Origin of the sequence: Paraburkholderia sp. RL17-381-BIF-C (assembly GCF_046026435.1) — a bacterium.
Classification (GTDB): Bacteria; Pseudomonadota; Gammaproteobacteria; order Burkholderiales; family Burkholderiaceae; genus Paraburkholderia.
Window position 1 is genome coordinate 78650 of record NZ_JARESX010000024.1, and the last position, 25929, is coordinate 104578.

Below are 25929 nucleotides of genomic sequence, written 5' to 3' on the forward strand. Positions count from 1 at the left end.
GTATTGTCCGTCATGACCGGCCCCGTAGGCGCGCAGGCTTTTTCATCACGCGGGCGCCCGATAATACGCTGACCAGTAGATTCGGTAAAAAGTTCGCTCCGCACAATTTGCCGAGGCTTTGTACAATGGCTCGACATGCCCGGCTCGCACGCCAGAAGCGCGCCTGCCGACTCGAGTTCCAACACTACAGAACGCCATGGCCGATACCGCAACGCCCAATGTGATTCGCCGCGCCGACTACGCGCCGCCCGCCTTCCTGATCGACACCGTCGCACTGGAGTTCGATCTGGTTCCCGAACGCACGGTTGTCCGGAACACGATGCGCGTGCGTCGCAATCCGGAGGCGTCGCGCGCCGCGCATCTGGAACTGATGGGCGAACAGCTGGAGTTCGTCAGCGCCGCGATCGACGGCCAGCCGTTCACCAATGCGCACGCGCACGAACACGGCCTGCTGCTCGACAATGTGCCGGACCAATTCGAACTCACGCTCACCAGCATTTGCAATCCGGCTGAGAACACCACGCTGTCGGGCCTCTACGTGTCGGGCGGCAACTTCTTCACGCAGTGCGAGGCCGAGGGCTTCCGCCGCATCACTTACTTCCTCGACCGCCCGGACGTCATGGCGACCTTCACGGTCACGCTGCGCGCCAGCAAGGCCGATTATCCGGTGTTGCTGTCGAACGGCAACCTGCTCGAAGAAGGCGATTTGCCGGACGGCCGCCACTTCGCGCGCTGGGAAGATCCGTTCAGAAAGCCGAGTTACCTGTTCGCGCTGGTCGCCGGCAAGCTCGTCGCGCTGGAAGAACGCGTGAAGAGCGGCTCGGGCAAGGAAAAGCTGCTGCAGGTGTGGGTCGAGCCGCACGACCTGGACAAGACCCGTCACGCCATGGATTCGCTGATCCATTCGATCCGCTGGGACGAGGAACGCTTCGGGCTCGAACTCGATCTGGACCGCTTCATGATCGTCGCGGTGAGCGACTTCAACATGGGCGCGATGGAGAACAAGGGGCTCAACATCTTCAACACGAAGTACGTGCTGGCGAATCCCGAAACGGCAACCGACACCGACTTCGCGAACATCGAGGCCGTGGTCGGCCACGAGTATTTCCACAACTGGACCGGCAACCGCGTGACGTGCCGTGACTGGTTCCAGTTGAGCCTGAAAGAAGGCCTCACGGTATTCCGCGACCAGGAGTTCTCGGCCGACATGGCGGGCGGCGCAACGGACGAAGCCGCGCGCGCCACCAAGCGCATCGAAGACGTGCGCGTGCTGCGTCAGATGCAGTTCGCCGAAGACGCGGGCCCGATGGCGCACCCGGTGCGCCCGGAAAGCTACGTCGAGATCAACAACTTCTACACGATGACCGTCTACGAGAAAGGCTCGGAAGTCGTGCGGATGTATCAGACCCTGTTCGGCCGCGACGGCTTCCGCAAGGGCATGGATCTGTACTTCAAGCGCCATGATGGCCAGGCCGTGACCTGCGACGATTTCCGTCACGCGCTCGCCGACGCGAACGGCCGCGATCTCGCGCAATTCGAGCGCTGGTATAGCCAGGCCGGCACACCGCGCGTGTCCGTGCGCACGCAGTACGACGCCGCGCAGAAACGTTACAGCGTGACGCTCACGCAAGGCTACGGCGAAGGTGCGCCGGCCGCGCGCGAAACGCAAAAGGGTCCGCTGCTGATTCCGTTCGCGATCGGTTTGATCGGCAAGGACGGCCGCGACCTGCCGCTGCAACTGGAAGGCGAAGCGCAGGCCGGCCACGCGACCACGCGCGTGCTCGAATTCACGCAGACCGAACAGACCTTCACGTTCGTCAACGTGGCGCAAGAGCCGCTGCCCTCGCTGCTGCGCAATTTCTCTGCACCGGTGATCGTCGAATACGACTATTCGGCGGAACAGCTGGCGTTCCTGCTGGCGCACGACAGCGATCCGTTCAACCGTTGGGAAGCCGGCCAGCGGCTCGCCACGCGCGAACTGCTCACACTCGCCGGACGCGCCGCCACGGGCGTGCCGCTGCAACTCGACGATTCCGTGGTCGCCGCGTTCGCACGCGTGCTGACCGACGAAACGCTCTCGCCGTCGTTCCGCGAATTGGCATTGATGCTGCCTTCGGAAGCGTATCTGGCCGAACAGATGGCCGAATCGAATCCGGCCGCTGTGCATGCCGCGCGGCAGTTCGTGCGCAAGCGTCTCGCCACTGCGCTCAAGAGCGACTGGCTCAAGGTGTACGAGCAGCATCGCACGCCGGGCGCATACGAGGCCACGCCGGAAGCGTCCGGTCATCGCGCGTTGAAGAACCTCGCGCTCTCGTATCTCGCCGAACTCGACGATCCGGCCGAAGCCGTGCGTCTCGCGTCCGCGCAGTACGACTCGGCGAACAACATGACCGACCGTGCGGCGGCATTGTCCGCGTTGCTCAATGCGTCGGCGGCCAATGGCGGCAGCGCCGAGGCGCAGCAGGCGCTGGACGACTTCTATCGGCGCTTCGAAAAGGAACCGCTCGTGATCGACAAGTGGTTCGCGTTGCAGGCCACGCAGCGCGGCAGCGCGCAACGTCCGGTGATCGACATCGTGCGCAAGCTGATGGCCCACCCGGCCTTCAACCTGAAGAACCCGAATCGCGCGCGCTCGCTGATTTTCAGCTTCTGCGCGGCGAACCCGGCGCAGTTCCATGCCGAAGACGGTTCGGGCTATGCGTTCTGGGCCGATCAGGTGATCGCGCTCGACGCCATCAATCCGCAAGTGGCCGCCCGCCTCGCCCGCTCGCTGGAATTGTGGCGCCGCTTCACGCCGACGCTGCGCGACGGCATGCGTGCGGCACTGGAGAAAGTGGCCGCGCAGGTGAAATCGCGCGACGTGCGCGAGATCGTGGAGAAAGCGTTGGCATGATGCGCGCCTGAGCGCTGTTGTCGCTTCGAAAAGCCGGCACGTGTTGCCGGCTTTTTTTTCACCTTGCGCTCGCCGGCAAGGAGGCGCGTGGCTGCAACGTTGGCCATCCGGACGACTGGCCGGCTCGCGCCGGCGGGGTGAAAGTAAACGTATTCACTTAACGGTTTACGTTTAACGCATCGCGTTATATCATCCCATGATCACGACATTCGGCGACAAAGCTACGGCGAGAATTTTTCAGGGCAAGTTCGTGTACTCACTGCCGCTTCACATGCAAACGCTCGCCTACCGCAAGCTGCTCATGATCGACGCCGCAGAGTCCGTCCGCGACCTGCACGCGCCGCCGGGCAACCGGCTGGAAGCGCTGCAAGGCCAGCGCAGCGGGCAATGGAGTATCCGGATCAATGCGCAATGGCGCATCTGTTTTCATTTCGTCGACGGGGAGGCGCTCAATGTCGAGATTGTCGACTATCACTGACTATTGGGAGACCGGCATGGTCATCAAACGCTCCGATCTGGATAACATCGATTTCTCGGATATCGACACTGGCAAGAGCATCCCGGAAATCCATCCGGGCAAGATTCTGTACAGCGAGTTCCTCGAACCGCTCGGCATGTCCGTCAATGCGCTTGCGCTGGCGCTGCGCGTACCGGCGCCGCGCATCAACGACGTGGTGCGCGGCAGGCGCGCCGTCTCGGCCGACACGGCGCTGCGGCTCGAACGCTACTTCGGCGCCAGCGCGCAGTTCTGGCTCAACCTGCAAATCGCTTACGACCTGCGCGTCGCCACCGCCGCCGCCGGCGAACAGATCGAACGTGAAATCGAACCCATGCCGAAGGCGGACCGCCCGAAAATGCCCAAGGTGTCGAGCGAACACGCCCGGGCCGCGGCGCTTGCGGCGAGCGTAAGCGGCAAACTTACGGCCGGCAAAGCGCGCCGCAAAACCTGATTTTCGCCACGCATCGGTATGCCCAGCGGCTTGCCGCACACGGTTCGCGCGCAAAAGCACGGAGCCGACACAACGAACGGTTAAAATCGGAATATTCCCCAAGCCTTCCCGGAGTACAGCAATGGCTTTGCAACGTCGTACCACTCTCACGAAGTACCTGATCGAGCAGCAGCGCGAGACCAACAACCTGCCGGCCGATCTGCGCCTTTTGATCGAAGTCGTCGCGCGTGCGTGCAAGGCGATCAGCTATCACGTCAGCAAGGGCGCGCTGGGCGATGCGCTTGGCACGGCGGGCAGCGAGAACGTTCAAGGCGAAGTGCAGAAGAAGCTCGACATCCTGTCGAACGAAATCCTGCTCGAAGCAAATGAATGGGGCGGCAACCTCGCGGGCATGGCGTCCGAGGAAATGGAACAGTTCTTCCCGATCCCGGCGAACTATCCGAAGGGCGAATACCTGCTCGTGTTCGATCCGCTCGACGGCTCGTCGAACATCGACGTCAATGTTTCGATCGGCACCATCTTCTCCGTGTTGCGCTGCCCGGACGGCCAGCAGCCTACGGAACAGTCGTTCCTGCAACCGGGCACGCAGCAGGTCGCCGCGGGTTATGCGGTGTATGGTCCGCAAACCGTGCTGGTGCTGACCACGGGCAACGGCGTGAACTGCTTCACGCTCGACCGTGAGCTCGGGTCGTGGGTGCTCACGCAAAGCGACATGCGCATTCCGGTCGAAACGCGTGAATACGCGATCAACGCTTCGAACGAGCGTCACTGGTATCCGCCGGTCGAGCAATACATCGGCGAATTGAAGGCCGGCAAGGACGGCTCGCGTCAGAGCGACTTCAACATGCGCTGGATCGCGTCGATGGTGGCGGACGTGCACCGCATCCTGAACCGCGGCGGCATCTTCATGTATCCGGCCGACAAGCGCACGCCGGACAAGCCGGGCAAACTCCGCCTGATGTACGAGGCGAATCCGATGGCGTTCATCGTCGAGCAGGCAGGCGGCGCCGCGACCAATGGCGAGAAACGCATTCTGGACATCCAGCCGAAGAGCCTGCATGAGCGCGTGGCCGTATTCCTCGGCTCGAAGAACGAAGTGGACCGGGTCACCCGCTACCATCTCGAAGCAAAAAAGTGAGTTCAGGGGCTTGCCAAACTCCTAAAGAAGTCCATATAATCTCGTTTCTCCTGATGCCGGAATAGCTCAGACGGTAGAGCAGCGCATTCGTAATGCGAAGGTCGGGGGTTCGATTCCTCTTTCCGGCACCAACAAGATTCAAGCAAAAAGCCCAGTCCTCGTGACTGGGCTTTTTGTTTTTCAAGCCTGCTTTCCCGCCTCTGCCCGCACTATGGCGAAAGCACGCCCCACGCCGTCTCATCCTCAAAACCCCGACCGGTCGAATTGCGCCGTCACAAAAAGATTACGCGCCACGATCGAGTCTTCCGCACGCGCCGGCTCGGCCCGCTGGGGACCGTAAGCCGCGACCGCTTCCTGCGGCGCCGAAGAAAACCACAAAATCCGGCCGGCGCATTCGATTCCGACCTGACGACCTTTCCAGTACACAGCGTTTTCCATGGCGAAACTCTCCGAAGGGCGAAGACTGCCATCTTCCGCGCTGGCGGCGGCGCGTCCGTTATCCACCGCACCCTGCATCTCAGATAGCTGTTATCCATGATAGGCGGTGGATCCTGCTTAACGTAACGCGTGCGCCGCCCTTACCGTTCACTGGCATCATCACCAATTCGTCGGGCATGTTCCGTGCAATCTCTCAAGCGTTCGCCCGCCCCAGCATGCCTCGCTCATCCGCTATTCATCGATATGGACGCCATTCGCAACAAGCCTCGCCCGGCACCGCCCGCTTCCGGCTCAACCACATTCACTGGTTTCGTGCGCGTGCGCGGCGCTCGGGAACACAACCTGAAAAACGTCGACGTGCAAATTCCGCGTGACGCGCTGGTCGTGTTCACCGGCGTGTCCGGTTCGGGCAAATCGTCGCTGGCGTTCGGCACGTTGTACGCCGAGGCGCAACGGCGCTATTTCGAATCGGTCGCGCCGTATGCGCGGCGCCTGATCGAGCAGGTCGGCGTGCCCGAAGTCGACGCCATCGAGGGCCTACCGCCCGCAGTCGCGTTGCAGCAGCAGCGCGGCACGCCGAGCGCACGCTCGTCGGTGGGCAGTGTGACCACGCTGTCGAGCCTCGTGCGCATGCTGTATTCGCGCACTGGCGACTATCCGCCGAAGCAGCCCATGCTATTCGCCGAAGATTTCTCGCCGAACACGGTGCAAGGTGCCTGCCCGACTTGCCATGGACTTGGCCGCGTGTACGAAGTTACCGAAAAGTCGATGGTGCCCGACGACTCGCTGACCATTCGCGAGCGCGCGATTGCCGCGTGGCCGCCCGCATGGCATGGACAAAATCTGCGCGACATTCTGGTGACACTCGGCTACGACGTCGATACACCGTGGCGCGACTTGCCGAAGAAGGACCGCGACTGGATCCTCTTCACCGACGAACAGCCCACCGTGCCCGTCTACGCCGGCCTTACTCCCAAGGAAACCCGCGCCGCGCTCAAACGCAAAGACGAGCCGAGCTATCAGGGCACTTTCACCGGCGCGCGCCGCTACGTGCTGCACACGTTCGCGAACACCCAAAGCGCCCTGATGAAAAAGCGCGTGTCGCAGTTCATGGTCGGCAGCGTGTGCCCGACCTGCCATGGCAAGCGGCTCAAGAAAGAAGCGCTGTCGGTGAAGTTCGCCGGACTCGATATCGGCGAATTCTCACAATTGCCGCTCGCGCGGCTCGCCGCGATGCTCGAACCGATCGCGCGCGGCGAATGGCCGGAACCGGACGCCGCGAATGCTGGCAACAGCGCGAGCAAAACCACCGGTAAAGGCAGCGTGCTCAGCAAGAGCGCCATGCGCGATGCCGTCGATAAGCGGGTCGCGGCAGGCGGTTCCGCGCACAAAGCCTCGCCCGACGTACGACGCACGCCGAACCTGTCGGAGGAGAAGCGCGTCGCTGCCCAGCGCATCGCGGCCGAACTGCTTGAACGCCTGACGACGCTGGTCGATCTGGGCCTCGGTTACCTCGCGCTGGAGCGCAGCACGCCCACGCTGTCTTCCGGCGAATTGCAGCGCTTGCGACTCGCCACGCAGTTGTCGTCGCAATTGTTCGGCGTCGTGTACGTGCTCGATGAGCCATCGGCCGGCCTGCATCCCGCCGATGGTGAAGCGCTCTTCAGCGCGCTGCAGGGATTGAAGGCGGCGGGCAATTCGCTGTTTGTCGTCGAACACGATTTGCAGATGATGCGGCGCGCCGACTGGCTGGTCGACGTCGGCCCGGCGGCCGGCGAAGCCGGCGGCCATGTGGTGTACAGCGGGCCGCCCGCCGGACTCGCACAGGTCGAAGCGTCGCAAACGCGTCGTCATCTGTTCGCGCCGCCTGCACCGGTGGAACGCAGCCCGCGCGAACCCGGCGGCTGGCTGCGGCTCGCCGGCATCACGCGCAACAATCTGCATGGACTGGACGCCGCGTTTCCGCTCGGCTGCCTGACGGCCGTTGCGGGCGTGTCGGGCTCGGGCAAATCGAGTCTCGTCAGCCAGGCACTGCCCGAGCTGGTCGCAAGCCGCCTTGGACGCGTCTTCGACAATCCGGACGACGACGAGCAAGACCCGCTGCTCGCCGCGACCAACGTGCCGACCGGCGGCCATATCGCCGAAGGCATGGATGCGGTACGGCGGCTCGTGCGCGTCGACCAGAAACCGATCGGCCGCACGCCGCGCTCCAACCTCGCCACCTACACTGGCCTGTTCGACCACGTGCGCAAGCTGTTCGCCGACACGCCGCTCGCCCGCAAGCGCCACTACAGCGCGGGGCGCTTTTCGTTCAACGTCGCGCAAGGCCGTTGCCCGACTTGCGAAGGCGAAGGCTTTGTCAGCGTCGAACTGCTTTTTCTGCCGAGCGTCTATGCGCCCTGCTCGACATGTCACGGCACGCGCTACAACACGCAGACGCTCGAAATCACATGGCGCGATAAAAACATCGCCGAGGTGCTCGGCCTGACCGTCGACGCCGCCTGCGACTTCTTCGCCGACGAAGGCAGCGTGATGCGCGCGTTAAACGTGCTGCGTGACATCGGCCTCGGCTATCTGCGGCTTGGCCAGCCGGCCACCGAATTGTCCGGCGGCGAAGCGCAGCGCATCAAACTCGCCACCGAACTGCAACGCGCGCAACGCGGCGACACGCTGTACATCCTCGATGAACCGACCACCGGCCTGCATCCCGCCGACGTCGACCGGCTCATGGTCCAGTTGCAGGGACTCGTGGATGCGGGCAATACGGTGGTGGTCGTCGAGCACGACATGCGGGTCGCCGCGCAGAGCGACTGGGTCATCGACGTCGGCCCGGGCGCCGGCGACGCCGGCGGCAAGATCGTGGCGAGCGGCACACCGGCCCAGGTCGTGCAGGTCAAAGAAAGCCGCACAGCCGACTATCTGCGGCAGCAACTCGTAGCGTGATTGCAAAGGAAGCGTGCGCGCTAGCGAGCGCCGCGCTTTTCGTTCAGCCAAGTTCAAGTCGACTTCACCGGCAAACCAGCCGCCTACCCGGTGCCGGTGAAAACTCCCACGCCTAACGCACATGAAAAGCGAACGACAAAAGCCCACCGTTCGCACTGCGCCGCTGGGCCGATTTATTCACGCACAAATCAAGAAAAGTGTTTTTCTCGTCAACGAAACCCGCAAACCGATCGTTTACGAAACAATGAGGGCTGAATGTGCCCGGACTGAAGCGCTCGGTAATTAACGAACGTTCGGCCCATTAAGAAGAAAATCCTGCCGATGCGGCAGCGCACAAAATCCGCGACTACTGGCTGATATAACTCAGTAGAAAGTGAGTGCCGCACAAAAACCGCGGCTATGCGCTCAATCGCCCGTGGGACAAGGCTGGGAAGGACGTCGAAGAATTAGCGGACTGGTGTGACCGACAACGAACCAATCGGTGCATCAACAATGAACCGATAAATTCTATTCAAACATTCCGTTCCATTGTTGGCCTGTGCCGTTAAAGCAACAAACAAGATGTGACCCGCATCAGGCTCTAGTGCAAAACGGGGACCGAGGCAGATAATCGGTTTGTAAAGGAGAAAGATCATGGATGCCAAACCACCGAAAGTTCCGACCCCGGATAAAGTCTTTTGCCCGGATCCGGAACCCGCTGGCGTCGAGTTTCTGGGTGCAGAACTGCCTGAGCACGTTCGCGCCTTTTTCGACGAACAACGCAAGTCGTGCGATTCGAAGTAACTGTGCAGTTGCGCGATGCAGCATCGGAATCCGCGCGCTCGGCGCGCGGCGAATGCTTGCACGCGTCCAGTTTCTCGTGTTTTGCCCGATATCGAGACGCGGGGAAATCCGCCTGATTGGCACGAGCCTGGTCGAGCGGCTCGCGCATGTTTTTGCTCGCCTTCTGGATGCCAGGCGGAAGTATTGTCGGCATTGCCGGCGTCGTTTGCTTTCGGCGCCGTTAGCTTTGCGTGAAAACGAAGAGACGCCGTACGAGCGGCGCATCGTCTATTCTTCTGGTTTTTCCTCCGCGGCCGTTCGGCCACTGCCATCTTCCATGAATCGTTCGTACCGCTTCGGCGCGTCATGCGCGCTCGCGCTCTTCGCTACCCTCGCATTCACGCCAGTTCCCGCTCTTGCGGATGGCGACGACACTGCGCTCACCAATCTGATTGCGCTCGCTTCGCAGCGTCTCGCGCTCGCGGAACCGGTGGCGCGCTGGAAGTGGGCGAATCACCAGGACATCACTGACACGCCGCGCGAGAATGCGCTCCTCGCCGATGTCGAAAAGCGCGCAGTCGCGGCAAACGTCGACCCTACATTTGCCCGCGCCTTCTTCCAGGATCAGATCGACGCCAGCAAGGAGGTGCAAAACGCCCTGTTCGCGTCGTGGCGCAGCACGCAAGCGCCGCAAGGCCCCGCGCCCGATCTGGCGAGCAGCACGAGACCGCAGCTGGACCGGCTGACGCAATCGCTCGTGGCCGGCCTTGCACGCGTGCAACCGCTGCGCGCTGCTCCGGATTGTCCGTCGCGCGTTGCGCAATCGCTAGCCAACTGGAAGTCGCTGACGCGCTACGATTCGCTTCGTTCGAGCGCCTTGACTCGCGCCCTTGGTCACGTGTGTGAAACGGGCGGAGTGGGCGCGACGGGCTAATGGGTGGCGGCGTGGAGCGCGCAGCCTGAAGCTTGACAGTCTGGCGCAGCGGCCGCGTGTACTTGTCCGTCCTGAACGGCCGGAGATCTATAGGCTGGAAACCAAGCGAGGTACAACGAAGCCGCCCAATTCCCAACCGGCTGACTCTGTCAAGCTACATTCGCCACGGGCGTCACGCTCGATACGCCCAGCGGCATCACACGCAAGCCGCGGGCAAGATGGCTTTGCAAAATGCGGTACGTCGACAGTTCAAATGCTCCCTCAGCGTTCGACGCATGCAATTCGGCGGCCTCTGCGAGCGACGCCGCATGGCCCACATAGCGCCACCGGTCGACGACATGAAACGCGCGCGCCTGCGACGCCTCCTCCCGCTCCTCGAAGACGATCGGCCCCTCGAACGGCCAGGGCGCATCCGCCGGATCGCTCTTTGCGACACGCGGCAACCTGTTATGGCCGGGGCGCAACTTCGCGATCCATTGCGCCTCGGCCAGCATGGCGCCCAATTCGCCGCCGGTTGCCCGCCACTCGACACGCCGCACCTGTTGCGCAAGCCGGATATCTTTGGACGAGCGCCGCTCGCCGGTCAGGTGTGAACGCAGTCGCTGACGCACGCGCACACTTCGTCCGACATACAGCGGCAGGTCCTGGTCTCCGTAGAATGCATACACGCCACAACCTGCAGGCGCGGTGTCGAGCAGATCTTCCGTGATGTCGCCGGCAAGCCGATACCGCCGCGTGGTGCGCTCGATCTGGGCGCGCAGTACGTCGAGCGGCACGAGGCCGTGCAGACGCTGCCAGAATTGCCAGATCAGATCGGCGTCGGCGAGTGCCCGGTGACGATCAGACGGCACGAGCGTGTGGCGTTCGACCAGAGCGTCGAGACCGTGGCGTTTCTCGGCCGGGAACAATGCGCGCGACAAACGCACGGTGCACAGCACATCGGGATCGAACGCCAATCCTGCCCGGCGAAACTCGCCGCGCAGAAAACCACGATCGAAACTGGCATTATGCGCGACGAACAGTTTGCCGTTCAGACGCTCAAAAAGAGCAGGGGCGATAGCCTCGAAAGTCGGCGCCCCCCGCACCATCGCGTTCGTGATGCCAGTGAGCTGCTGGATGAACGAGGGAATCGGTTGTTGAGGGTCGACCAGACTGCTCCAGCGCGACACGCCGGCAGGTCCGACTTCGACCACGCCGACCTCGGTGATGCGATGCTCGGCAGTCGAGCCGCCAGTAGTTTCAAGGTCGACGAATACGATCGGACCATTCAGGGCCGGTTCCGGCAAAAACTGTTCAGACATGGAAAAGGATACTTTGGACGCGTGGCTTTGCGGCAAGTATGCACCAGTTGGCCGCGGCGGACCCGGATGGCATCGTATTACGGTCGCCGCGCGAGGCGCGAAGACCCTGTTTTCGCGCGAGTGAGCGACAGCACTAAAACGACCACTCGTCATGTTTCTTCGCGGCGAACCTCCAGGGACTGCACCGAAGGTATTGAGTGATTCTCTGTGCTATTCAATTCATTCCGGACCACATAGGTAAATCAGTCTTCCGCGGAAAGACAATAAACGACATAAAAAACCCTCGCGTTTTGCGAGGGCCTGCGCGCACTGCGCTGTTAGGCGAAACATGGACCAGCAGAGCCGGTTATTACAGCGGCTGGATGTTCGCTGCCTGCTTGCCCTTCGGGCCCGCCTTGACGTCGAACGAGACGCGCTGGTTTTCTTTCAGCGATTTGAAACCGTCAGCGCGAATCTCCGAAAAGTGCGCGAAGAGATCTTCGCCGCCCGAATCCGACGTGATGAAGCCAAAGCCCTTAGCATCGTTGAACCATTTGACGATACCCGTTTCCATTTTCCAGTTTCCCTCAATGATTTTTTAAAATCGGGCATTGCCCTCATGCCGAATATCGCCAGCTCGTGCGACAAGCTCTGTCAGGCGATATTTGGAATTGCCGTTATACGGGGAACCAAGAAATCCCGTCAAGCGAATTCTGCATATACGTTTATCGCGCTGCTCGATAAAGCCGACTCATTTCATAAAATCCCTCATTGAATTATTCAGTAACAACAGAATAACCACATGTCAATATTACTTGACTGGTTGCGAGGTATCTCCCAAGCGGGAAAAACTTCCGTAGTGTGCGAGTCATGTAACAAAACATGTTTTCAGTAAGTGTTTGTCCGACTTGCTGCATTGCATTCACGACGGGATGATTGAGAACAGTAGTCAGTAGTAACGCGCTTTAGGAGATTGCCATGCTGTTCAACGAAATTCGTCGTCTCGTGACCTGGCTGACCCACTCGCACGCGAACACGCCTTCCGGCGCATCCGCGCCGCTCGCCGAAACACCGTCCGCATTCGAATTCGATCCCATGTGGCACGGCGATCATTGGCAGAACCTCCTGTCGTCGCCCATGGACGCGCGCCGCTATGTCATGGAGGACTGGAGCGTCTCCACCACGGACAACTGGAACGAACAGGACGGTACTGCGCCGGCACACTGATCGCATTCGCCAATTAGCGAGTGCGGCGGCCGGACGAAAAAAAAGCGCGACTGGGAAGTCGCGCCGACAAAGGTTTGGAGATCTTTCTCGTCAACGAAAAAGTCTGCTTCGGAAAGCAGAACTTTCAGTATAGCGTTTCAGCCCATTTCGATTATTCACACAAATAACAATCATCTATTTCGATAACAACAATAATCCTATTTTTACGAATTATTGCGTTGTTTTTTTGCATCGATTACTGTCGCAAATCAGCAACGCAAGTTCATCCCCACGCAATTTCCATCCCTTCGAAAGTGTCGGAAGCCTTTGTTTATAAGGCTTAAACTGCATTCGCATATCGTTTCCGAACGCGTAATACTTTATTGCGCAAATCGGAACGTCCAATTCGCGAAGTGTCTCTCTACACTCTGCCTAACCGGAAACCGGCGCGATTTGGTTCACCGCGCTTCTCACTCGGATTACGCCTCTCGCAGCGCCCGCGTGAAGGTCTCCTTAAGCCTGGGTTCATGCCCACTCTCGCTCTCGGAGTTACAAAATGAAAAAGACACTCATGGTCGCGGCCCTCACGGGGGTTTTCGCAACGGCTGCTCACGCCCAAAGCAGCGTCACGCTGTATGGCTTGATCGACGCCGGCATCACCTATACGAACAACCAGCACGGTCACAGCAACTGGCAGGAAACGAGCGGCTCGGTGAACGGCAGCCGCTGGGGCCTGCGCGGTTCCGAAGATCTTGGCGGTGGTCTGAAGGCCATTTTCACGTTGGAAAACGGCTTCGGCATTAATGACGGCACGCTCAAGCAAGGTGGCCGTGAATTCGGTCGTCAAGCGTTCGTGGGTCTGACGAGCGATCAGTTCGGCTCCGTCACCCTGGGCCGTCAATATGACAGCATGGTCGACTACGTCGGCCCGCTGGCACTGACCGGTACGCAATACGGCGGCACGCAGTTCGCACACCCGTTCGACAATGACAACCTGAACAACTCGTTTCGCGTCAACAACTCGGTCAAGTACCAAAGCGTGAACTACGGCGGCTTCAAGTTCGGCGCGTTGTATGGCTTCTCGAACCAGGCCGATGGCTTCGCGAACAACCGCGCCTACAGCGCGGGCGCGTCGTACAACTGGGGCGGCCTGAACCTTGCCGCTGCTTACCTGCAACTGAACAGTAACGGCGCGACCAGCGCGGCTGCGGCGTTCAACTCGGGTGGCGCGGTGTCGAGCGACAACACGTTCTTCGCGGGTCGTCAGCAAACGTGGGGCGCGGGTGCGAACTACTCGTTCGGCCCGGCAACGGTCGGCCTGGTGTACTCGCAAACCAACCTGTCGAGCCTGGCCGGTATCGGCGCTAGCGCATCCGGTCAAACGGGCGGTATCGGCTTCGCTAACAACAGCGCTCACTTCCAGAACTTCGAAGCGAACGCTCGTTACGCGCTGACGCCGGCGGTCAGCATTGCCGGTTCGTACACGTACACCCGCGCAAGCCTGGCTGGCACGCGCCCGCACTGGAACCAGTTCAACCTGCAAACCGCGTACGCGCTGTCCAAGCGTACCGACGTGTATCTGCAAGGCGAGTACCAGCAAGTCAACGAAAACGCTATCGTCGATGCCGACATCAACGGTCTGGCCGCTTCGAGCAACAACAAGCAAATTGCTGTGACCGCAGGTTTGCGTCACCGCTTCTAAAGCTGCGTAGCGTAGCCGCAGTGTCGAAGGCGCCGTTCGCGGCGCCTTTTTTTATGCCGCGTCGCCCGCGGTTCCTGGTGAGAACACGATAGACCGCGCATTGGAGCCCGGCCTAACCGCCGGCATCTGGCGGAGGATATTTGACGTCCAGTATGTCGATCGGCTGCGGGCCGGCAGGGGTATACAACGTCACCGTATCGCCGATCTTTGCCTTGAGCAGCGCTCGCGCAATCGGCGAAATCCAGCTCACGTGGCCGATATCGAGATCGACTTCGTCGACACCGACAATCGTCACCGTGTGCACCTCGCCATCTTCGGTCGCGTACTCGACAGCCGCGCCGAAGAACACCTGGTCGACGTTCTCCTGCTTACTGCTGTCGACGATTTCAGCAAGATCGAGGCGCTTGGTGAGAAAACGGATGCGCCGGTCGATCTCGCGCAAGCGGCGTTTGCCGTAGATGTAATCGCCATTTTCGGAGCGATCGCCGTTTGAGGCGGCCCACGAGACCAGCTTGACCACTTCCGGCCGCGCGACGTCGATCAGATGCAGCAGTTCGTCGCGCATGCGCCGGTAGCCGGCGGGCGTGATGTAGTTTTTTGTACCAGCGGGCACGTCCGGCTGGGCGACGTCGAGATCGTCGTCATTCTCTTCGCTCGACTCTTTGACAAAGGCCTTGTTCATGATGGTCCGGTAACTGCAGCAAGCGACTGCCTATCAAGGGTACACGATCACGACTATGAGACAAATCGCAGTTACATGCTTCCCTTTTTCAAAACCTTTGCTATAATCTCGTTTCTGCGTGCGGCTGTAGCTCAGTTGGATAGAGTACTTGGCTACGAACCAAGGGGTCGTGGGTTCGAATCCTGCCAGCCGCACCACTTATTCGAGGGCCTTCCTCCTGGAAGGCCCTTACGTTTTACCCAGTTTCAGTGCAGTAAGTAAGCGTCACCCGTTTAGCGTGCGGCTGTAGCTCAGTTGGATAGAGTACTTGGCTACGAACCAAGGGGTCGTGGGTTCGAATCCTGCCAGCCGCACCACTTATTCGAGGGCCTTCCTCCTGGAAGGCCCTTACGTTTTACCCAGTTTCAGTGCAGTAAGTAAGCGTCACCCGTTTAGCGTGCGGCTGTAGCTCAGTTGGATAGAGTACTTGGCTACGAACCAAGGGGTCGTGGGTTCGAATCCTGCCAGCCGCACCACCTATAGAGGGCCTTCCAATCGGAAGGCCCTTTGTTTTTGCCGCTCAGCTTTTTGTCCCTCAGCTTTTTGTCCCTCAGCTTTTTGTCCCTCAGCCTTTTTTCCCCGCAGCACCGCCCTCGCAGCTTCCCGCCGCGGCGCAGCATGCGCCATTAGCGTGGCGGCGACTGAATATCCCCGATCTGCCCGTCCGGGCTGGGGGCATCCCCAAACGAATGTCCCGCCACGTGATCGCCGGCGATTTCCCGCTCGCCGATCGGCTGCGCCCGGCCGCCGGTCAGCGCCTGCGCCTCGTGCAGCACATCGCCGACGGTATCGCCGAAACGGCTTTCGACGAACGCCCGCAAGAGCGCGACCCGCAACGAGTCGCCCCGCCCTTCCACCGTGCGGTGCCCGCCTTCGAATTCCGCGATGCAGTGTGCCGCGCCGCGGTGGGTTCTCTCGCGCACCTCGAGCCGCTGCGCGCGCTCCAGTACTGCCGCCGCAGCCTCCCACGACGTGGACGGCGTGAAACGGCCATCCCACGGACGCCCGCGGTCATTGCCGCGAATCGAAACGGTTTCGCCGCTATCGGTAAAGTGGATTTCGCGCACGAAGTCGTGCAGGCTGCGGGCGACCCAATAATCAAGCGCCAGTCCGGTGAGGTCAGCTACATTCACAAGCGTTCTCCCTGAGTGTCGGGTGAGACTCGCGCGTAGCCGGTGCGTTCAGATTCGAACGAAGAGATTGGACGCGCCCCGAAGCCGACTCAGGGCAACTGCCGCCGATCAGTAATCCGCCCGCTCGCGGTCGATCCGCATCCCGCCGTCGTGACGGTGATGCCCTTCTTCGCTCGGTCGCTCCCGTGCAATGCGCATGACGTCCGGGTTTGTCCGCACCCGGCGCATGACATTGGCCAGATGAACGCGATCGCTGACCTGGATCACGAAGCGCAATACGGTGGATTCCTGCGACAGATCCTCGTCCATTGCAATGTGGACGATGTTGGCGTCCGCCGACGTGATATCCGCCGCCACGCGGGCAAATACACCCTTGGTGTTCTTGACCAGCACTTTCACGGCGACGTCGAACAGACGGCCCGGTTGCGGCGCCCATGCAACGTCGATCCAGCGACCCGGATCGCGCCGGTGGATACGCTGCGCGACACGGCAATCCGTAGTGTGGATCGCCATGCCGAGGCCAATGCCGATATAGCCCATGATGTCGTCGCCCGGAATCGGACGGCAGCACGCGGACAGCTGCACCGACATCCCCTCGGTCCCGGTGATGACGACCGGCGGCGCATGCGGGGCATTGCTGTCGGAGCGCGAGCCGTCGTCGTCGGCGTCGCGGCCGCTCATCAGCACTTCGATGCGCTTGGCCATGACCGCCGCGACACGCCGGCCGAGACCGATGTCCGCGAAAATTTCCTGACGGTTCTTGTTGCCGGTCCACTGCACGAGCTTTTCCCACGCTTCCGGCGTGACATCCGAAAGCGCCAGCCCATAGCCCTTCAGCGACTGATCGACCAGACGCTCGCCGAGCTGAACGGATTCGTTCAGCCGCATGGTCTTCAGGTAATGGCGGATCGCCGAGCGCGCCTTGCCGGTGCGCACGAAACCGAGCCATGCCGGATTCGGCTTCGAATACGGGGCGGTGATAACTTCGACGATATCGCCGCTCTTCAACTCGGTACGCAGCGGCAGCAATTCATTGTTGATCTTCACCGCGACGCACTGGTTGCCCAGGTCGCTGTGGATCGAATACGCGAAGTCGAGCGCCGTGGCGCCGCGCGGCAGCGCCATGATCTTCGACTTCGGCGTGAATACGTAGACCGCGTCCGGGAACAGATCGATCTTGACGTGCTCGAGGAATTCGCTCGAGTCGCCCGCTTCGCTTTGAATGTCGAGCAGCGACTTGAGCCATTGATGCGCGCGCTTCTGCACATCGTTCAGATCCGCGCCGCCGTTCTTGTACAGCCAGTGCGCGGCCACGCCCGCTTCGGCGATTTCGTGCATCTTGCGCGTGCGCACCTGAAACTCGATCGGCGCACCGAACGGGCCGACCAGCGTGGTGTGCAGCGACTGATAGCCGTTCACCTTCGGGATCGCGATGTAATCCTTGAACTTGCCCGGCACGGGCTTGTACAGCGCATGCAACGCGCCGATGCAGGTGTAGCACTCCAGCGCGCTATCCACGACCACGCGGAAGCCGTACACGTCGAGCACCTGCGAGAACGACAACTGCTTGTCGCGCATCTTCTTGTAGATACTGAAGATGGTTTTCTCGCGACCAGTGACTTCGGCGTCGAGCTTCGCATCGGCAATGGCGCGCTGCACCGACTCGAGAATCTTGCCAACCACTTCACGCCGGTTGCCACGCGCCGCCTTGACGGCTTTTTCGAGCGTGGCGTACCGATGCGGATTGAAGTTCGCGAAGCTCAGGTCCTGCAGCTCGCGATAGGTATTGTTCAGGCCGAGCCGGTGAGCGATCGGCGCGTAGATATCCAGCGTTTCGCGCGCCACGCGGCGGCGTTTCTCCGGCGGCACCGCGCCCAGCGTGCGCATGTTGTGCAGCCGGTCGGCGAGCTTCACCAGGATCACGCGGACGTCGCGCGCCATGGCGAGCAGCATCTTGCGGAAGTTTTCCGCCTGCGCCTCTTCGCGATTGCGAAACTCCATCTTGTCCAGCTTGGACAACCCATCGACCAGTTCCGCGACCTTCGCGCCGAAACGCTCGGCGAGTTCGGCCTTGGTCACGCCCTGGTCTTCCATCACGTCATGCAGCAGCGCCGCCATGATCGACTGGGCGTCGAGATTCCAGCCGGCGCAGATTTCCGCGACGGCGACCGGATGCGTGATGTACGGCTCGCCGCTCTGGCGGTATTGGCCGAGGTGGGCTTCGTCGCTGAAATGGAAGGCCGCCTTGACGTCCTTGATCTCTTCCGGCTGCAGATAGCCGGACAAGGCGGAGGTCAGCTTGGCAATGGAGACGACGTCATGCCGGCGCGGTTGCTCCGGCGTGGCGGTCGGGCCGAACAGATGGCGAAACGACTGTTCGAGGACCGCGTCGATGTACTTGCGTGCAGACGAGGGTGAGTCGACGTCGTGTTCCGCTTCGGTGGCGGTGGGCGGGGTAGCACTCATGTTCGCCTCCGTAGCGGTTAGGGTTGGACGCCGGTCTGCACGTGGATCAATTACAGGTGTGGCAATGCGCAATCGAAAACGGAACAGTGCGCCTTAAACAGGCACCTTCTTCAGCATTTCGACGCCGACCTGACCCGCCGCGATTTCGCGCAGCGCGACGACCGTGGGCTTGTCGCGGCTTTCGATCTTCGGCGTGTGGCCTTGCGCGAGCTGACGCGCGCGATAGGTTGCGGCAAGCGCGAGTTCGAAACGGTTCGGGATCTGTTTGAGGCAGTCTTCGACGGTAATGCGGGCCATGTTGGGTTCCTTCTCAGTATGTTGCTTATTCTACCTTATGTGCTGGCGTCACCGCCGCGCTCACGCGTGTGGCAGGTGAATGCCGAGCTGCACGAAAAGCTGCGTGTGGCGCGCGTATTGCGAGGCGAAGCGCGAACGCGTCGCCGCCACGAGACATTGCAGTTCGCTGAGCGCGCGATCGAACTTCTCGTTGATCACCACGTACTCCGCTTCCGCCGCGTGCGCCATCTCACTGCCGGCCGCGAGCAGCCGCCGCGTGATCACGTTCGGCTCGTCCTGGCCGCGCTTCTTCAGACGCTCTTCGAGCGCTTCGAGCGAGGGCGGCAAGATGAAGATTTCGACCGCGTTGTGAAACTGCTTTTTCACCTGCTGCGCGCCTTGCCAATCGATTTCGAGCAGCACGTCATGGCCGCTTTTCATCTGGTCCTCGATCCACACGCGCGAGGTGCCGTAGTAATTGCCATGCACTTCCGCGCTTTCCAGAAACTCACCGGCGTCGTGCCGCCTCATGAAATCGTCGACGGTCGTGAAGTGATAGTGCTCGCCGTCCTGCTCTTTCGGACGCGGCGGGCGCGTCGTGTACGAGATCGACAGACGGATCGCGTCGTCGCCGGCGAGCAGCGCGTTCACGAGCGTCGACTTGCCCGCGCCCGAGGGCGCGACGACCATGAACAGGTTGCCAGGGTAAGCACCGGCGTACGGATTGCGCGGCGTTTCGCGGGTGTGGTGGTCGGTCATTTGTGTGGTGCTCCAGCCTTATTCCAGATTCTGTACTTGCTCGCGCATCTGCTCGATGAGCAGCTTCAGGGTCATCGACGAATCCGCCAGTTCCTTCGCGGCCGCCTTCGAACCGAGCGTGTTCGCTTCGCGGTTGAGTTCCTGCATCATGAAGTCGAGGCGCTTGCCGACCTTGCCGCCCTTCTGGATCACGTGACGCGTTTCGTTCAGGTGAGCCGTGAGGCGCGACAGTTCTTCCGCGATGTCGATACGGATGCCGTACATCGTCACTTCCTGGCGAATCCGTTCGTTGATTTCTTCGCGCGAGACGCTCGTCGCCGCCGTATCCGGCGCGGCGATGCCCAGCGCTTCCTGCAAGCGTTCGACAATCTTCTGCTGATGCTTGGCGATCAGTTCCGGCACGAGCGGCGTGATCTTCGTGACGATTGCTTCCATTTCGGTGACGTTGGCGAGCAGCATGGTCGCCAGTTGCGCGCCTTCGCGGGCGCGCACGTCGATCAGGTCGGTGATGGCCTGCTTGCCGCAGGCGAGCACGGCGTCGCGCAGCACTTCGGGCGCCACGCCGGTTTCAGCCAGAATGCCAGGCCAGCGCAGAATTTCGCCGGTGCGCAGGCGCCCTGCTTCCGGAAACGTGGAGAGCACCGTGCGTTCGAGCAGCGCGAGTTGCGCAAGCGCGTCGCGATTGATCGATCCCGCGTTGGCGGACTGTTCGCTGCGTTGCAGATTGATACGGATATCGACCTTGCCGCGCGACAGCTTGTTCATCAACATTTCGCGCAGCGTGGGTTCGCACACGCGCACGTCTTCCGGCATACGAAAGTTCAGGTCGAGAAAGCGCGAGTTCACGGTGCGCAGTTCGACCGATACGCTCACGCCGCCTGTGCCCGAGGCCGGGACGAGTTCGCGCGTGGCGCTCGCATAGCCAGTCATGCTGTAGATCATCGTATTTCTCGCGATTGTGGCCATGCGTTCGACGATGGCCGGAGAGTCGAATCGCCCGGCGTGTACGAGACGCGGGGCGGGGAAACATCATTATCCCATTTTTGGCGATGAGCCCCTTGGAGAGCCAAGGCACATGCGGGCAGCCGCCCCGCCCGATCGGCTGTAAAATCGCGCTTTCCCTCCTGCTTTTCTTCCTGACCGATTCCAACATGACCAACAACACCCAACGCCCCAGCGGCCGCCAGGCCAATCAGCTGCGCGACGTGCGCATTACGCGCCACTATACGAAGCACGCGGAGGGTTCCGTGCTGGTCGAATTTGGCGATACGAAAGTGATCTGCACGGCGAGCATCGCCGAGAGCGTGCCGTCGTTTCTGCGCGACCGCGGCCAAGGCTGGCTCACTGCCGAATACGGCATGCTGCCGCGCGCCACGCACACCCGCAGCGACCGCGAAGCCGCCCGCGGCAAGCAGACTGGCCGCACCCAGGAAATCCAGCGCCTGATCGGCCGCGCGCTGCGCTCGGTGTTCGATCTCGAGAAGCTCGGCGCGCGCACGCTGCATATCGATTGCGACGTAATCCAGGCCGACGGCGGGACGCGCACGGCCAGCATCACCGGCGCGTTCGTGGCGGCGCATGACGCGGTGGCCAAACTGCTGGCCTCGGGCCGCATCGAAAGCTCGCCGATCACCGACTACGTCGCGGCGATTTCGGTGGGCGTGTACGACGGACTGCCGGTGCTTGACCTCGACTACGATGAAGACTCGCAGTGCGACACCGACATGAACGTGGTGATGACGGGCGCGGGCGGCTTCGTCGAGATTCAGGGCACCGCCGAAGGCGTGCCCTTCTCGCGCGACGAAATGAACGCGCTGCTGGATCTGGCAAGCGACGGCATCAATACGCTGATCGCGAAGCAAAAAGCGGCGCTGGAGCAAAAGGGTGAATGAGGTGAGTCAAAACAATGGCGCAGCCGCATCCGCTTCGCCGTTGAAGAAAGTCGTGCTGGCGTCGAACAACGCGGGCAAGCTGCGCGAATTCGCAGCCTTGCTCGGCGCGGCCGGCATCGACCTGATTCCGCAAGGCGAGCTGAACGTGCCGGAGGCTGAGGAGCCGCATCCCACGTTCGTCGAAAACGCGCTGGCCAAGGCGCGCCACGCTGCGAAGCTGACCGGCCTGCCCGCGCTCGCCGACGACTCGGGCCTCTGCGTGCGCGCGCTGCGTGGCGCGCCGGGCGTCTATTCGGCGCGCTACGCACAACTCGCCGGCGGCGAAAAGAGCGACGCGGCGAATAATGCCCATCTCATGTCGGCGTTGCGAGGCGAAACCGACAGGCGCGCGTATTACTTCTGTGTGCTGGCTTTGGTGCGTCACGCGGACGATCCCGAGCCACTGATCGCCGAAGGCCGCTGGCATGGCGAAATGCTGGACGCGCCGCGCGGCGCACATGGCTTCGGCTACGACCCGTACTTCTTTTTGCCCGCGCTGAATGCGAGCGCCGCCGAACTCGAACCGGCGGTGAAGAACGCCAGCAGTCATCGCGCGATTGCGTTGCGGCAACTGCTCGCGCGCCTGACGGAGGAAGCGTGATTCCGATCAAACCCGTGCCGGCCGATATCGGGAACGGCGTCATCAAGGCATTCACGTCGCCGGGCAGCATCCGGTTGACGTCGCTGCCACCGCTGGCGCTGTATGTGCATTTTCCGTGGTGCGTGCGCAAGTGTCCGTATTGCGACTTCAACTCGCACGAATGGAAAGGCGATACCTTCCCTGAAAACGAGTATCTCGACGCCTTGCGCGCGGATCTCGAGATGGCGTTGCCGCTCGTCTGGGGACGGCAGGTGCATACGGTGTTCATCGGCGGAGGCACACCCAGCCTGCTTTCGGCGGCCGGGCTCGATCGGCTGCTATCGGACGTGCGCGCGCTGCTGCCGCTCGACGCCGATGCGGAAATCACGCTCGAAGCCAACCCCGGCACGTTCGAAGCCGACAAATTCGCGCAGTTTCGCGCGAGCGGCGTGAACCGGCTCTCGGTGGGCATTCAGAGTTTCAACGAAGCGCATCTGAAGGCGCTCGGCCGCATTCACGATTCAGCGCAGGCGCGCCATGCCGTCGAAGTGGCCTCGACCAACTTCGACAACTTCAATCTCGACCTGATGTTCGCGTTGCCGGGGCAGACGCTCGCCGAATGCCAGGCCGATGTCGAGACGGCGCTGTCGTTCGCGCCGCCGCATTTGTCGCTCTATCACCTGACGCTCGAACCGAACACGCTGTTTGCAAAGTTCCCGCCCGCGCTGCCCGACGACGATGCATCCGCCGACATGCAGGACTGGATTCATGAGCGCACAACGGCCGCGGGTTACGCGCGTTATGAGGTGTCGGCGTATGCGCAGCCGCACAGGCAGAGCAAGCACAATCTGAACTACTGGCGTTTCGGCGATTATCTCGGCATCGGTGCGGGCGCGCATACCAAGCTGTCGTTTCCGAATCGCGTGCTGCGCCAGGCGCGCTACAAGCATCCCACCACGTTCATCGAGCAGGCGAAGGCCGGCACGGCGGTGCAGGAAGAGCATGAAGTCGGCACGCGCGACCTGCCCTTCGAGTTCATGCTGAACGCGCTGCGACTGGTGGAAGGGTTTCCGGTGCATCGGTTCATCGAGCGCACGGGCATGTCGATGACGTCGATCGAACCGGCTTTGCAGGAAGCCGAACGGCGCAAGCTGATCACGCGCGACCACGAAAAAATTGCGCCGACGCCGCTCGGCCAGGCTTTCCTGAACGATTTGCAGGAGCTGTTTCTGAAAGATCCGCAGTGATTGCGGATCGACGGCATGCCGCAACGAGGTTTTTTCAGGTTACAATTTAGGGCTTGGAGGTGTGGCCGAGTGGTTTAAGGCACCGGTCTTGAAAACCGGCGAAGGAGCAATCTTTCCGTGAGTTCGAATCTCACCGCCTCCGCCAGAACATCAATGAATACGGGCCTTTGGGCCCGTTTTCATTTGTACCGCATCTGCGCGGTCCTGGCTGATCAGCCTTCGTTGCACGAGCGCTGCATGCGCGACAAGCGCCACCAGAAGGTCTAGACTTCACAAAATCCGATTTGCCCTCCAGCCCGCCTTGAGCGGGCTTTCGCACATTCAGCTATCGAAATTGAGGTGCGAAATGGCAGGTACAGCGCGGCGCCGGGCAGACCGGGCGCGAATCATGAAAAATCGGCGCTTCTATTGGTGGGGACGTTGCCTGACTTCCGAGGAACTCGGTAAGGTCGTCGATACACCTACCCCATGCAGTTGCTGGATGTGCGGCAATCCGCGGCGTCATCTGAAAAAAGACAAGCTCTCCGTATGGGAGAAACGATGGTTTCAGGAGGTTGAGGACGTGTCTTAGCAAACAGAAATCCGATCCTTGGGATAACCACTGCGAACACGGAAGCCGCAGGGAAAGCTAGATGGCGGTTTGAACAGGGCCTTTCCTATAACGCCACAACGACGCCACGACGCAACTGAAGTTGAACAGTGATGTGACGTGAACTAGCCTTAACGTCTACCCGGAAGCAAGACTGCCGCGTCGAACCTGCGCAAGAGGTCCGAGCCCTCGCAGCGAACGTTCGACCCACGTGGTCTCAGCCCGCGCTCCGGGACGCTGACAAAGGAAATCCATTCGATTCAGGATGTCCGCAGTGCCGCGCTCCCCTGGATTCCTTCGCGCCGGCACTTCAGCAGGCGAGGTCGTCACCTTGATGGCGAGATAACGGAGGCAGCATGTCACTGGACAACATCAAGACCATCATCGTCGTGATGATGGAGAATAGGTCGTTCGACCATGTTCTCGGCTACCTGAGCCTCAAGGGAAAGGACGTCAACGGACTCTCGGCCGATCCCGCCTGGCAGCAGAATTTCACGAACCTCTACGACGGCAAGACCTACCCCATCCATGCTCTTTCACCGTCGACCCAACTCATCCCCGACCCTCCGCATGACCGCACGCCGATTTCGACACAAATAAACACCCCCTGCGCGAACGGAGGCTGCCCGGAACTGGGCGGATTCGTCGCGAGCTACGCGACACGAAATCCTCTGCCACCCGACCTTTCGATGGTAATGGGCTACTACGCCGCCGACGCACTGCCTGTTTTCGATTTCTTCGCCAGGAATTTCATGGTGTGCGATAGCTGGTTTGCGCCGCTTCCCACGGGAACCCAGGCAAATCGCCTGATGGCAATGTCGGGAGAGAGCGCGATTAGCGACAACGTTTCGGGTTTTCTTCCTGAGCAGTCCCTGGTTTATGACTGGCTGACCGCACACGCTGCGAGTTGGTGCGTCTACCAGTCGGGAGGGTTTTTCCCGTTCTTCAGCCTGATGCCCAAGTGGCTACCTGAAATCGTGACTTCTCTCGCCTTGCCGCTAAACGGCAACGGAGGCAGGTTCAGGCGATACTCGCGCTTCAAGGCAGACTGGACGAACGGTGCGAACATGCCTCAGGTCATTTTCATCGAGCCGGAATACACCGACGGCCCGCATCTCGCACCGAATGACGATCACTCACCTACCGGCGTCGCCCCAGGGCAAGCGTTCCTTGCGGGCATTTATCAAACCATCTCCGCGTCCAAACGCTGGGATGAGACGCTGATGATTGTCACGTATGACGAGCATGGGGGATTTTTCGATCACGTCAGTCCCCTTGCGATTCCCACCGACGTCGCCGGCTATCAGTTCCAAACCACCGGGCTGCGGGTACCGGCGTTCCTGATCTCGCCCTACGTGACACCGGGCGGCGTCTATTCCGGCAACCTGGACCATACGTCGATACTTCAGCTTCTCGCGGACAAATTCAATGCGGGTGGCACGTATTCCGCTCCGGTCAGCGCGCGCACACAGCTTTCGAAACTCAGCTCCGCGCTTTCTGAAGTGAAAACGCCGGGCCCTGCCCCCAAACTGAATCTGCCGACACCAAAGAGCTCGCCTGTCGCGCCGCCCGTCACGCGGCCAGCCGACCTCTCGGCATGTGCCCAAGCCTTTCGCAGCGTCGCGCTGAAGGTTCAACAGGACCATCCGGAGCTGCTGTCTTCGCCGAACTGGGGAGACCTTGCGGGCGTTGTTGCAACCTATAAAGGCGGGTCGTGAAAGAAGCTGGCGCCGACTGTTGCTTGACCACACGGAGAAACCTAGTCCCGTGGATGGCGATGACAGTTTGCCGCAATGCGCGCAACCAATGGCGCCACGCGAGGATTGAATACCGGGATTGAACTGCCACGACATTCAGCGCGTGCAACGATGGCATCGATGGTGACTCGTGCGACCGCACGTTGCGCCCGTCTCGCGAAGTGCTTCAAGCGACGGTCGCTGACCGGATACCGCGCCCACACCAGCGCAGCGAACCAACCGAT

22 protein-coding genes and 5 tRNA genes are annotated in these 25929 nt (G+C 61.3%); 18 read left to right on the top strand and 9 right to left on the bottom strand.

Annotated features, from left to right (window positions below; all coding sequences use genetic code 11):
• Positions 1-196 precede the first annotated feature (196 nt).
• The 5 genes from pepN (at position 197) to P0D70_RS16975 (ending at position 5112) form a co-directional block, all read left to right on the top strand.
• Complete coding sequence (gene pepN / locus P0D70_RS16955) at positions 197-2893, top strand: aminopeptidase N (RefSeq protein ID WP_408185364.1); 2697 nt, start codon at positions 197-199, stop codon at positions 2891-2893.
• A 196-nt stretch (positions 2894-3089) separates the two neighbouring features.
• Positions 3090-3371 (top strand): type II toxin-antitoxin system RelE/ParE family toxin, encoded by a 282-nt coding sequence (locus P0D70_RS16960; RefSeq protein WP_091799887.1) that lies wholly within the window; start codon positions 3090-3092, stop codon positions 3369-3371.
• A gap of 16 nt (positions 3372-3387) precedes the next feature.
• Positions 3388-3843: a HigA family addiction module antitoxin gene (locus P0D70_RS16965; protein ID WP_091799884.1), complete on the top strand. Its 456-nt coding sequence runs from the start codon at positions 3388-3390 to the stop codon at positions 3841-3843.
• Positions 3844-3964: 121 nt separating this feature from the next.
• Complete coding sequence (locus P0D70_RS16970) at positions 3965-4981, top strand: class 1 fructose-bisphosphatase (protein WP_091799881.1); 1017 nt, start codon at positions 3965-3967, stop codon at positions 4979-4981.
• A 55-nt stretch (positions 4982-5036) separates the two neighbouring features.
• Positions 5037-5112, top strand: a tRNA-Thr gene (locus P0D70_RS16975).
• 112 nt (positions 5113-5224) lie between these two features.
• Here P0D70_RS16975 and P0D70_RS16980 read toward each other — a convergent pair.
• Positions 5225-5497, bottom strand: coding sequence for a hypothetical protein (locus P0D70_RS16980; protein WP_408185365.1), 273 nt, complete (start codon positions 5495-5497; stop codon positions 5225-5227).
• Positions 5498-5662: 165 nt separating this feature from the next.
• On the opposite strand from P0D70_RS16980, the gene P0D70_RS16985 reads away from it, so the two are divergent.
• From P0D70_RS16985 to P0D70_RS16995, 3 genes are all read left to right on the top strand, one after another.
• Complete coding sequence (locus P0D70_RS16985) at positions 5663-8362, top strand: excinuclease ABC subunit UvrA (protein ID WP_408185375.1); 2700 nt, start codon at positions 5663-5665, stop codon at positions 8360-8362.
• Between the two features lie 633 nt (positions 8363-8995).
• Complete coding sequence (locus P0D70_RS16990) at positions 8996-9145, top strand: hypothetical protein (protein ID WP_007180815.1); 150 nt, start codon at positions 8996-8998, stop codon at positions 9143-9145.
• 316 nt (positions 9146-9461) lie between these two features.
• Positions 9462-10058 carry a chorismate mutase gene (locus tag P0D70_RS16995; RefSeq protein WP_408185366.1) on the top strand — a complete coding sequence of 199 codons (597 nt, stop codon included), beginning with the start codon at positions 9462-9464 and terminating at the stop codon, positions 10056-10058.
• 149 nt (positions 10059-10207) lie between these two features.
• Here the strand turns inward: P0D70_RS16995 and P0D70_RS17000 are convergent, their stop codons facing one another.
• Both P0D70_RS17000 and P0D70_RS17005 read right to left on the bottom strand, forming a co-directional pair.
• Complete coding sequence (locus P0D70_RS17000) at positions 10208-11359, bottom strand: exonuclease domain-containing protein (protein ID WP_408185367.1); 1152 nt, start codon at positions 11357-11359, stop codon at positions 10208-10210.
• 349 nt (positions 11360-11708) lie between these two features.
• The gene (locus tag P0D70_RS17005) at positions 11709-11912 is read right to left on the bottom strand and encodes a cold-shock protein (RefSeq protein WP_007180812.1); all 204 of its coding nucleotides are present in this window, start codon (positions 11910-11912) and stop codon (positions 11709-11711) included.
• 404 nt (positions 11913-12316) lie between these two features.
• On the opposite strand from P0D70_RS17005, the gene P0D70_RS17010 reads away from it, so the two are divergent.
• Together P0D70_RS17010 and P0D70_RS17015 are read left to right on the top strand one after the other, a co-directional pair.
• Positions 12317-12565, top strand: coding sequence for a hypothetical protein (locus P0D70_RS17010; protein ID WP_091799866.1), 249 nt, complete (start codon positions 12317-12319; stop codon positions 12563-12565).
• A gap of 535 nt (positions 12566-13100) precedes the next feature.
• Positions 13101-14246, top strand: coding sequence for a porin (locus P0D70_RS17015; protein WP_408185368.1), 1146 nt, complete (start codon positions 13101-13103; stop codon positions 14244-14246).
• Positions 14247-14358: 112 nt separating this feature from the next.
• On the opposite strand, the gene greB is transcribed toward P0D70_RS17015, so the two are convergent.
• Positions 14359-14928: a transcription elongation factor GreB gene (greB, locus tag P0D70_RS17020; RefSeq protein WP_408185369.1), complete on the bottom strand. Its 570-nt coding sequence runs from the start codon at positions 14926-14928 to the stop codon at positions 14359-14361.
• A gap of 120 nt (positions 14929-15048) precedes the next feature.
• On the opposite strand from greB, the gene P0D70_RS17025 reads away from it, so the two are divergent.
• The 3 genes from P0D70_RS17025 (at position 15049) to P0D70_RS17035 (ending at position 15443) form a co-directional block, all read left to right on the top strand.
• Positions 15049-15125: transfer RNA gene (locus tag P0D70_RS17025), tRNA-Arg, on the top strand.
• 82 nt (positions 15126-15207) lie between these two features.
• Positions 15208-15284, top strand: a tRNA-Arg gene (locus P0D70_RS17030).
• 82 nt (positions 15285-15366) lie between these two features.
• Positions 15367-15443, top strand: a tRNA-Arg gene (locus P0D70_RS17035).
• A 150-nt stretch (positions 15444-15593) separates the two neighbouring features.
• Here the strand turns inward: P0D70_RS17035 and P0D70_RS17040 are convergent.
• The 5 genes from P0D70_RS17040 to P0D70_RS17060 all read right to left on the bottom strand — a co-directional run bounded on the left by P0D70_RS17040 (position 15594) and on the right by P0D70_RS17060 (position 20543).
• A complete protein-coding gene (locus P0D70_RS17040; protein WP_091799857.1) occupies positions 15594-16100 on the bottom strand; it encodes a phage protein NinX family protein in 507 nt (168 codons plus the stop codon).
• Between the two features lie 108 nt (positions 16101-16208).
• A complete protein-coding gene (locus tag P0D70_RS17045) occupies positions 16209-18566 on the bottom strand; it encodes a RelA/SpoT family protein (RefSeq protein ID WP_091799855.1) in 2358 nt (785 codons plus the stop codon).
• A 93-nt stretch (positions 18567-18659) separates the two neighbouring features.
• Positions 18660-18863 (bottom strand): DNA-directed RNA polymerase subunit omega, encoded by a 204-nt coding sequence (gene rpoZ, locus P0D70_RS17050; RefSeq protein WP_006025620.1) that lies wholly within the window; start codon positions 18861-18863, stop codon positions 18660-18662.
• Positions 18864-18923: 60 nt separating this feature from the next.
• The gene (gene gmk / locus P0D70_RS17055; protein WP_091799852.1) at positions 18924-19601 is read right to left on the bottom strand and encodes a guanylate kinase; all 678 of its coding nucleotides are present in this window, start codon (positions 19599-19601) and stop codon (positions 18924-18926) included.
• Between the two features lie 18 nt (positions 19602-19619).
• The gene (locus P0D70_RS17060) at positions 19620-20543 is read right to left on the bottom strand and encodes a YicC/YloC family endoribonuclease (protein WP_091799848.1); all 924 of its coding nucleotides are present in this window, start codon (positions 20541-20543) and stop codon (positions 19620-19622) included.
• Positions 20544-20752: 209 nt separating this feature from the next.
• Between P0D70_RS17060 and rph the strand changes: the two genes are divergently transcribed.
• The 5 genes from rph (at position 20753) to P0D70_RS17085 (ending at position 25666) form a co-directional block, all read left to right on the top strand.
• Entirely contained in the window at positions 20753-21493 is a 741-nt protein-coding gene (rph, locus tag P0D70_RS17065; protein ID WP_408185370.1) for a ribonuclease PH, read from the top strand.
• Positions 21486-22133: an RdgB/HAM1 family non-canonical purine NTP pyrophosphatase gene (gene rdgB / locus P0D70_RS17070; protein ID WP_408185371.1), complete on the top strand. Its 648-nt coding sequence runs from the start codon at positions 21486-21488 to the stop codon at positions 22131-22133. The genes rph and rdgB overlap by 8 nt, the downstream gene beginning before the upstream one ends.
• On the top strand, positions 22130-23359 hold the full coding sequence (hemW, locus tag P0D70_RS17075; RefSeq protein ID WP_408185372.1) for a radical SAM family heme chaperone HemW: 1230 nt from the start codon (positions 22130-22132) through the stop codon (positions 23357-23359). The genes rdgB and hemW overlap by 4 nt, the downstream gene beginning before the upstream one ends.
• Positions 23360-23414: 55 nt before the next feature.
• Positions 23415-23504 (top strand) — tRNA-Ser (locus P0D70_RS17080).
• Positions 23505-24304: 800 nt separating this feature from the next.
• Positions 24305-25666: an alkaline phosphatase family protein gene (locus P0D70_RS17085; RefSeq protein WP_408185373.1), complete on the top strand. Its 1362-nt coding sequence runs from the start codon at positions 24305-24307 to the stop codon at positions 25664-25666.
• Positions 25667-25929 lie beyond the last annotated feature (263 nt).

Excerpts from the sequence above, each read along its gene's own strand:
- P0D70_RS16990 (WP_007180815.1), top strand. The coding sequence starts at position 8,996 with ATGGATGCCAAACCACCGAAAGTTCCGACCCCGGATAAAGTCTTTTGC.
- P0D70_RS17005 (WP_007180812.1), bottom strand. The coding sequence starts at position 11,912 with ATGGAAACGGGTATCGTCAAATGGTTCAACGATGCTAAGGGCTTTGGC.
- P0D70_RS17085 (WP_408185373.1), top strand. The coding sequence starts at position 24,305 with ATGTCACTGGACAACATCAAGACCATCATCGTCGTGATGATGGAGAAT.
- P0D70_RS16980 (WP_408185365.1), bottom strand. The coding sequence starts at position 5,497 with ATGCAGGGTGCGGTGGATAACGGACGCGCCGCCGCCAGCGCGGAAGAT.
- P0D70_RS16995 (WP_408185366.1), top strand. The coding sequence starts at position 9,462 with ATGAATCGTTCGTACCGCTTCGGCGCGTCATGCGCGCTCGCGCTCTTC.
- P0D70_RS17045 (WP_091799855.1), bottom strand. The coding sequence starts at position 18,566 with ATGAGTGCTACCCCGCCCACCGCCACCGAAGCGGAACACGACGTCGAC.
- P0D70_RS17000 (WP_408185367.1), bottom strand. The coding sequence starts at position 11,359 with ATGTCTGAACAGTTTTTGCCGGAACCGGCCCTGAATGGTCCGATCGTA.
- greB (WP_408185369.1), bottom strand. The coding sequence starts at position 14,928 with ATGAACAAGGCCTTTGTCAAAGAGTCGAGCGAAGAGAATGACGACGAT.
- rpoZ (WP_006025620.1), bottom strand. The coding sequence starts at position 18,863 with ATGGCCCGCATTACCGTCGAAGACTGCCTCAAACAGATCCCGAACCGT.
- P0D70_RS17060 (WP_091799848.1), bottom strand. The coding sequence starts at position 20,543 with ATGATCTACAGCATGACTGGCTATGCGAGCGCCACGCGCGAACTCGTC.
- P0D70_RS17015 (WP_408185368.1), top strand. The coding sequence starts at position 13,101 with ATGAAAAAGACACTCATGGTCGCGGCCCTCACGGGGGTTTTCGCAACG.
- pepN (WP_408185364.1), top strand. The coding sequence starts at position 197 with ATGGCCGATACCGCAACGCCCAATGTGATTCGCCGCGCCGACTACGCG.
- P0D70_RS17010 (WP_091799866.1), top strand. The coding sequence starts at position 12,317 with ATGCTGTTCAACGAAATTCGTCGTCTCGTGACCTGGCTGACCCACTCG.
- P0D70_RS16970 (WP_091799881.1), top strand. The coding sequence starts at position 3,965 with ATGGCTTTGCAACGTCGTACCACTCTCACGAAGTACCTGATCGAGCAG.
- P0D70_RS16965 (WP_091799884.1), top strand. The coding sequence starts at position 3,388 with ATGGTCATCAAACGCTCCGATCTGGATAACATCGATTTCTCGGATATC.
- P0D70_RS16985 (WP_408185375.1), top strand. The coding sequence starts at position 5,663 with ATGGACGCCATTCGCAACAAGCCTCGCCCGGCACCGCCCGCTTCCGGC.
- rph (WP_408185370.1), top strand. The coding sequence starts at position 20,753 with ATGACCAACAACACCCAACGCCCCAGCGGCCGCCAGGCCAATCAGCTG.
- gmk (WP_091799852.1), bottom strand. The coding sequence starts at position 19,601 with ATGACCGACCACCACACCCGCGAAACGCCGCGCAATCCGTACGCCGGT.
- P0D70_RS16960 (WP_091799887.1), top strand. The coding sequence starts at position 3,090 with ATGATCACGACATTCGGCGACAAAGCTACGGCGAGAATTTTTCAGGGC.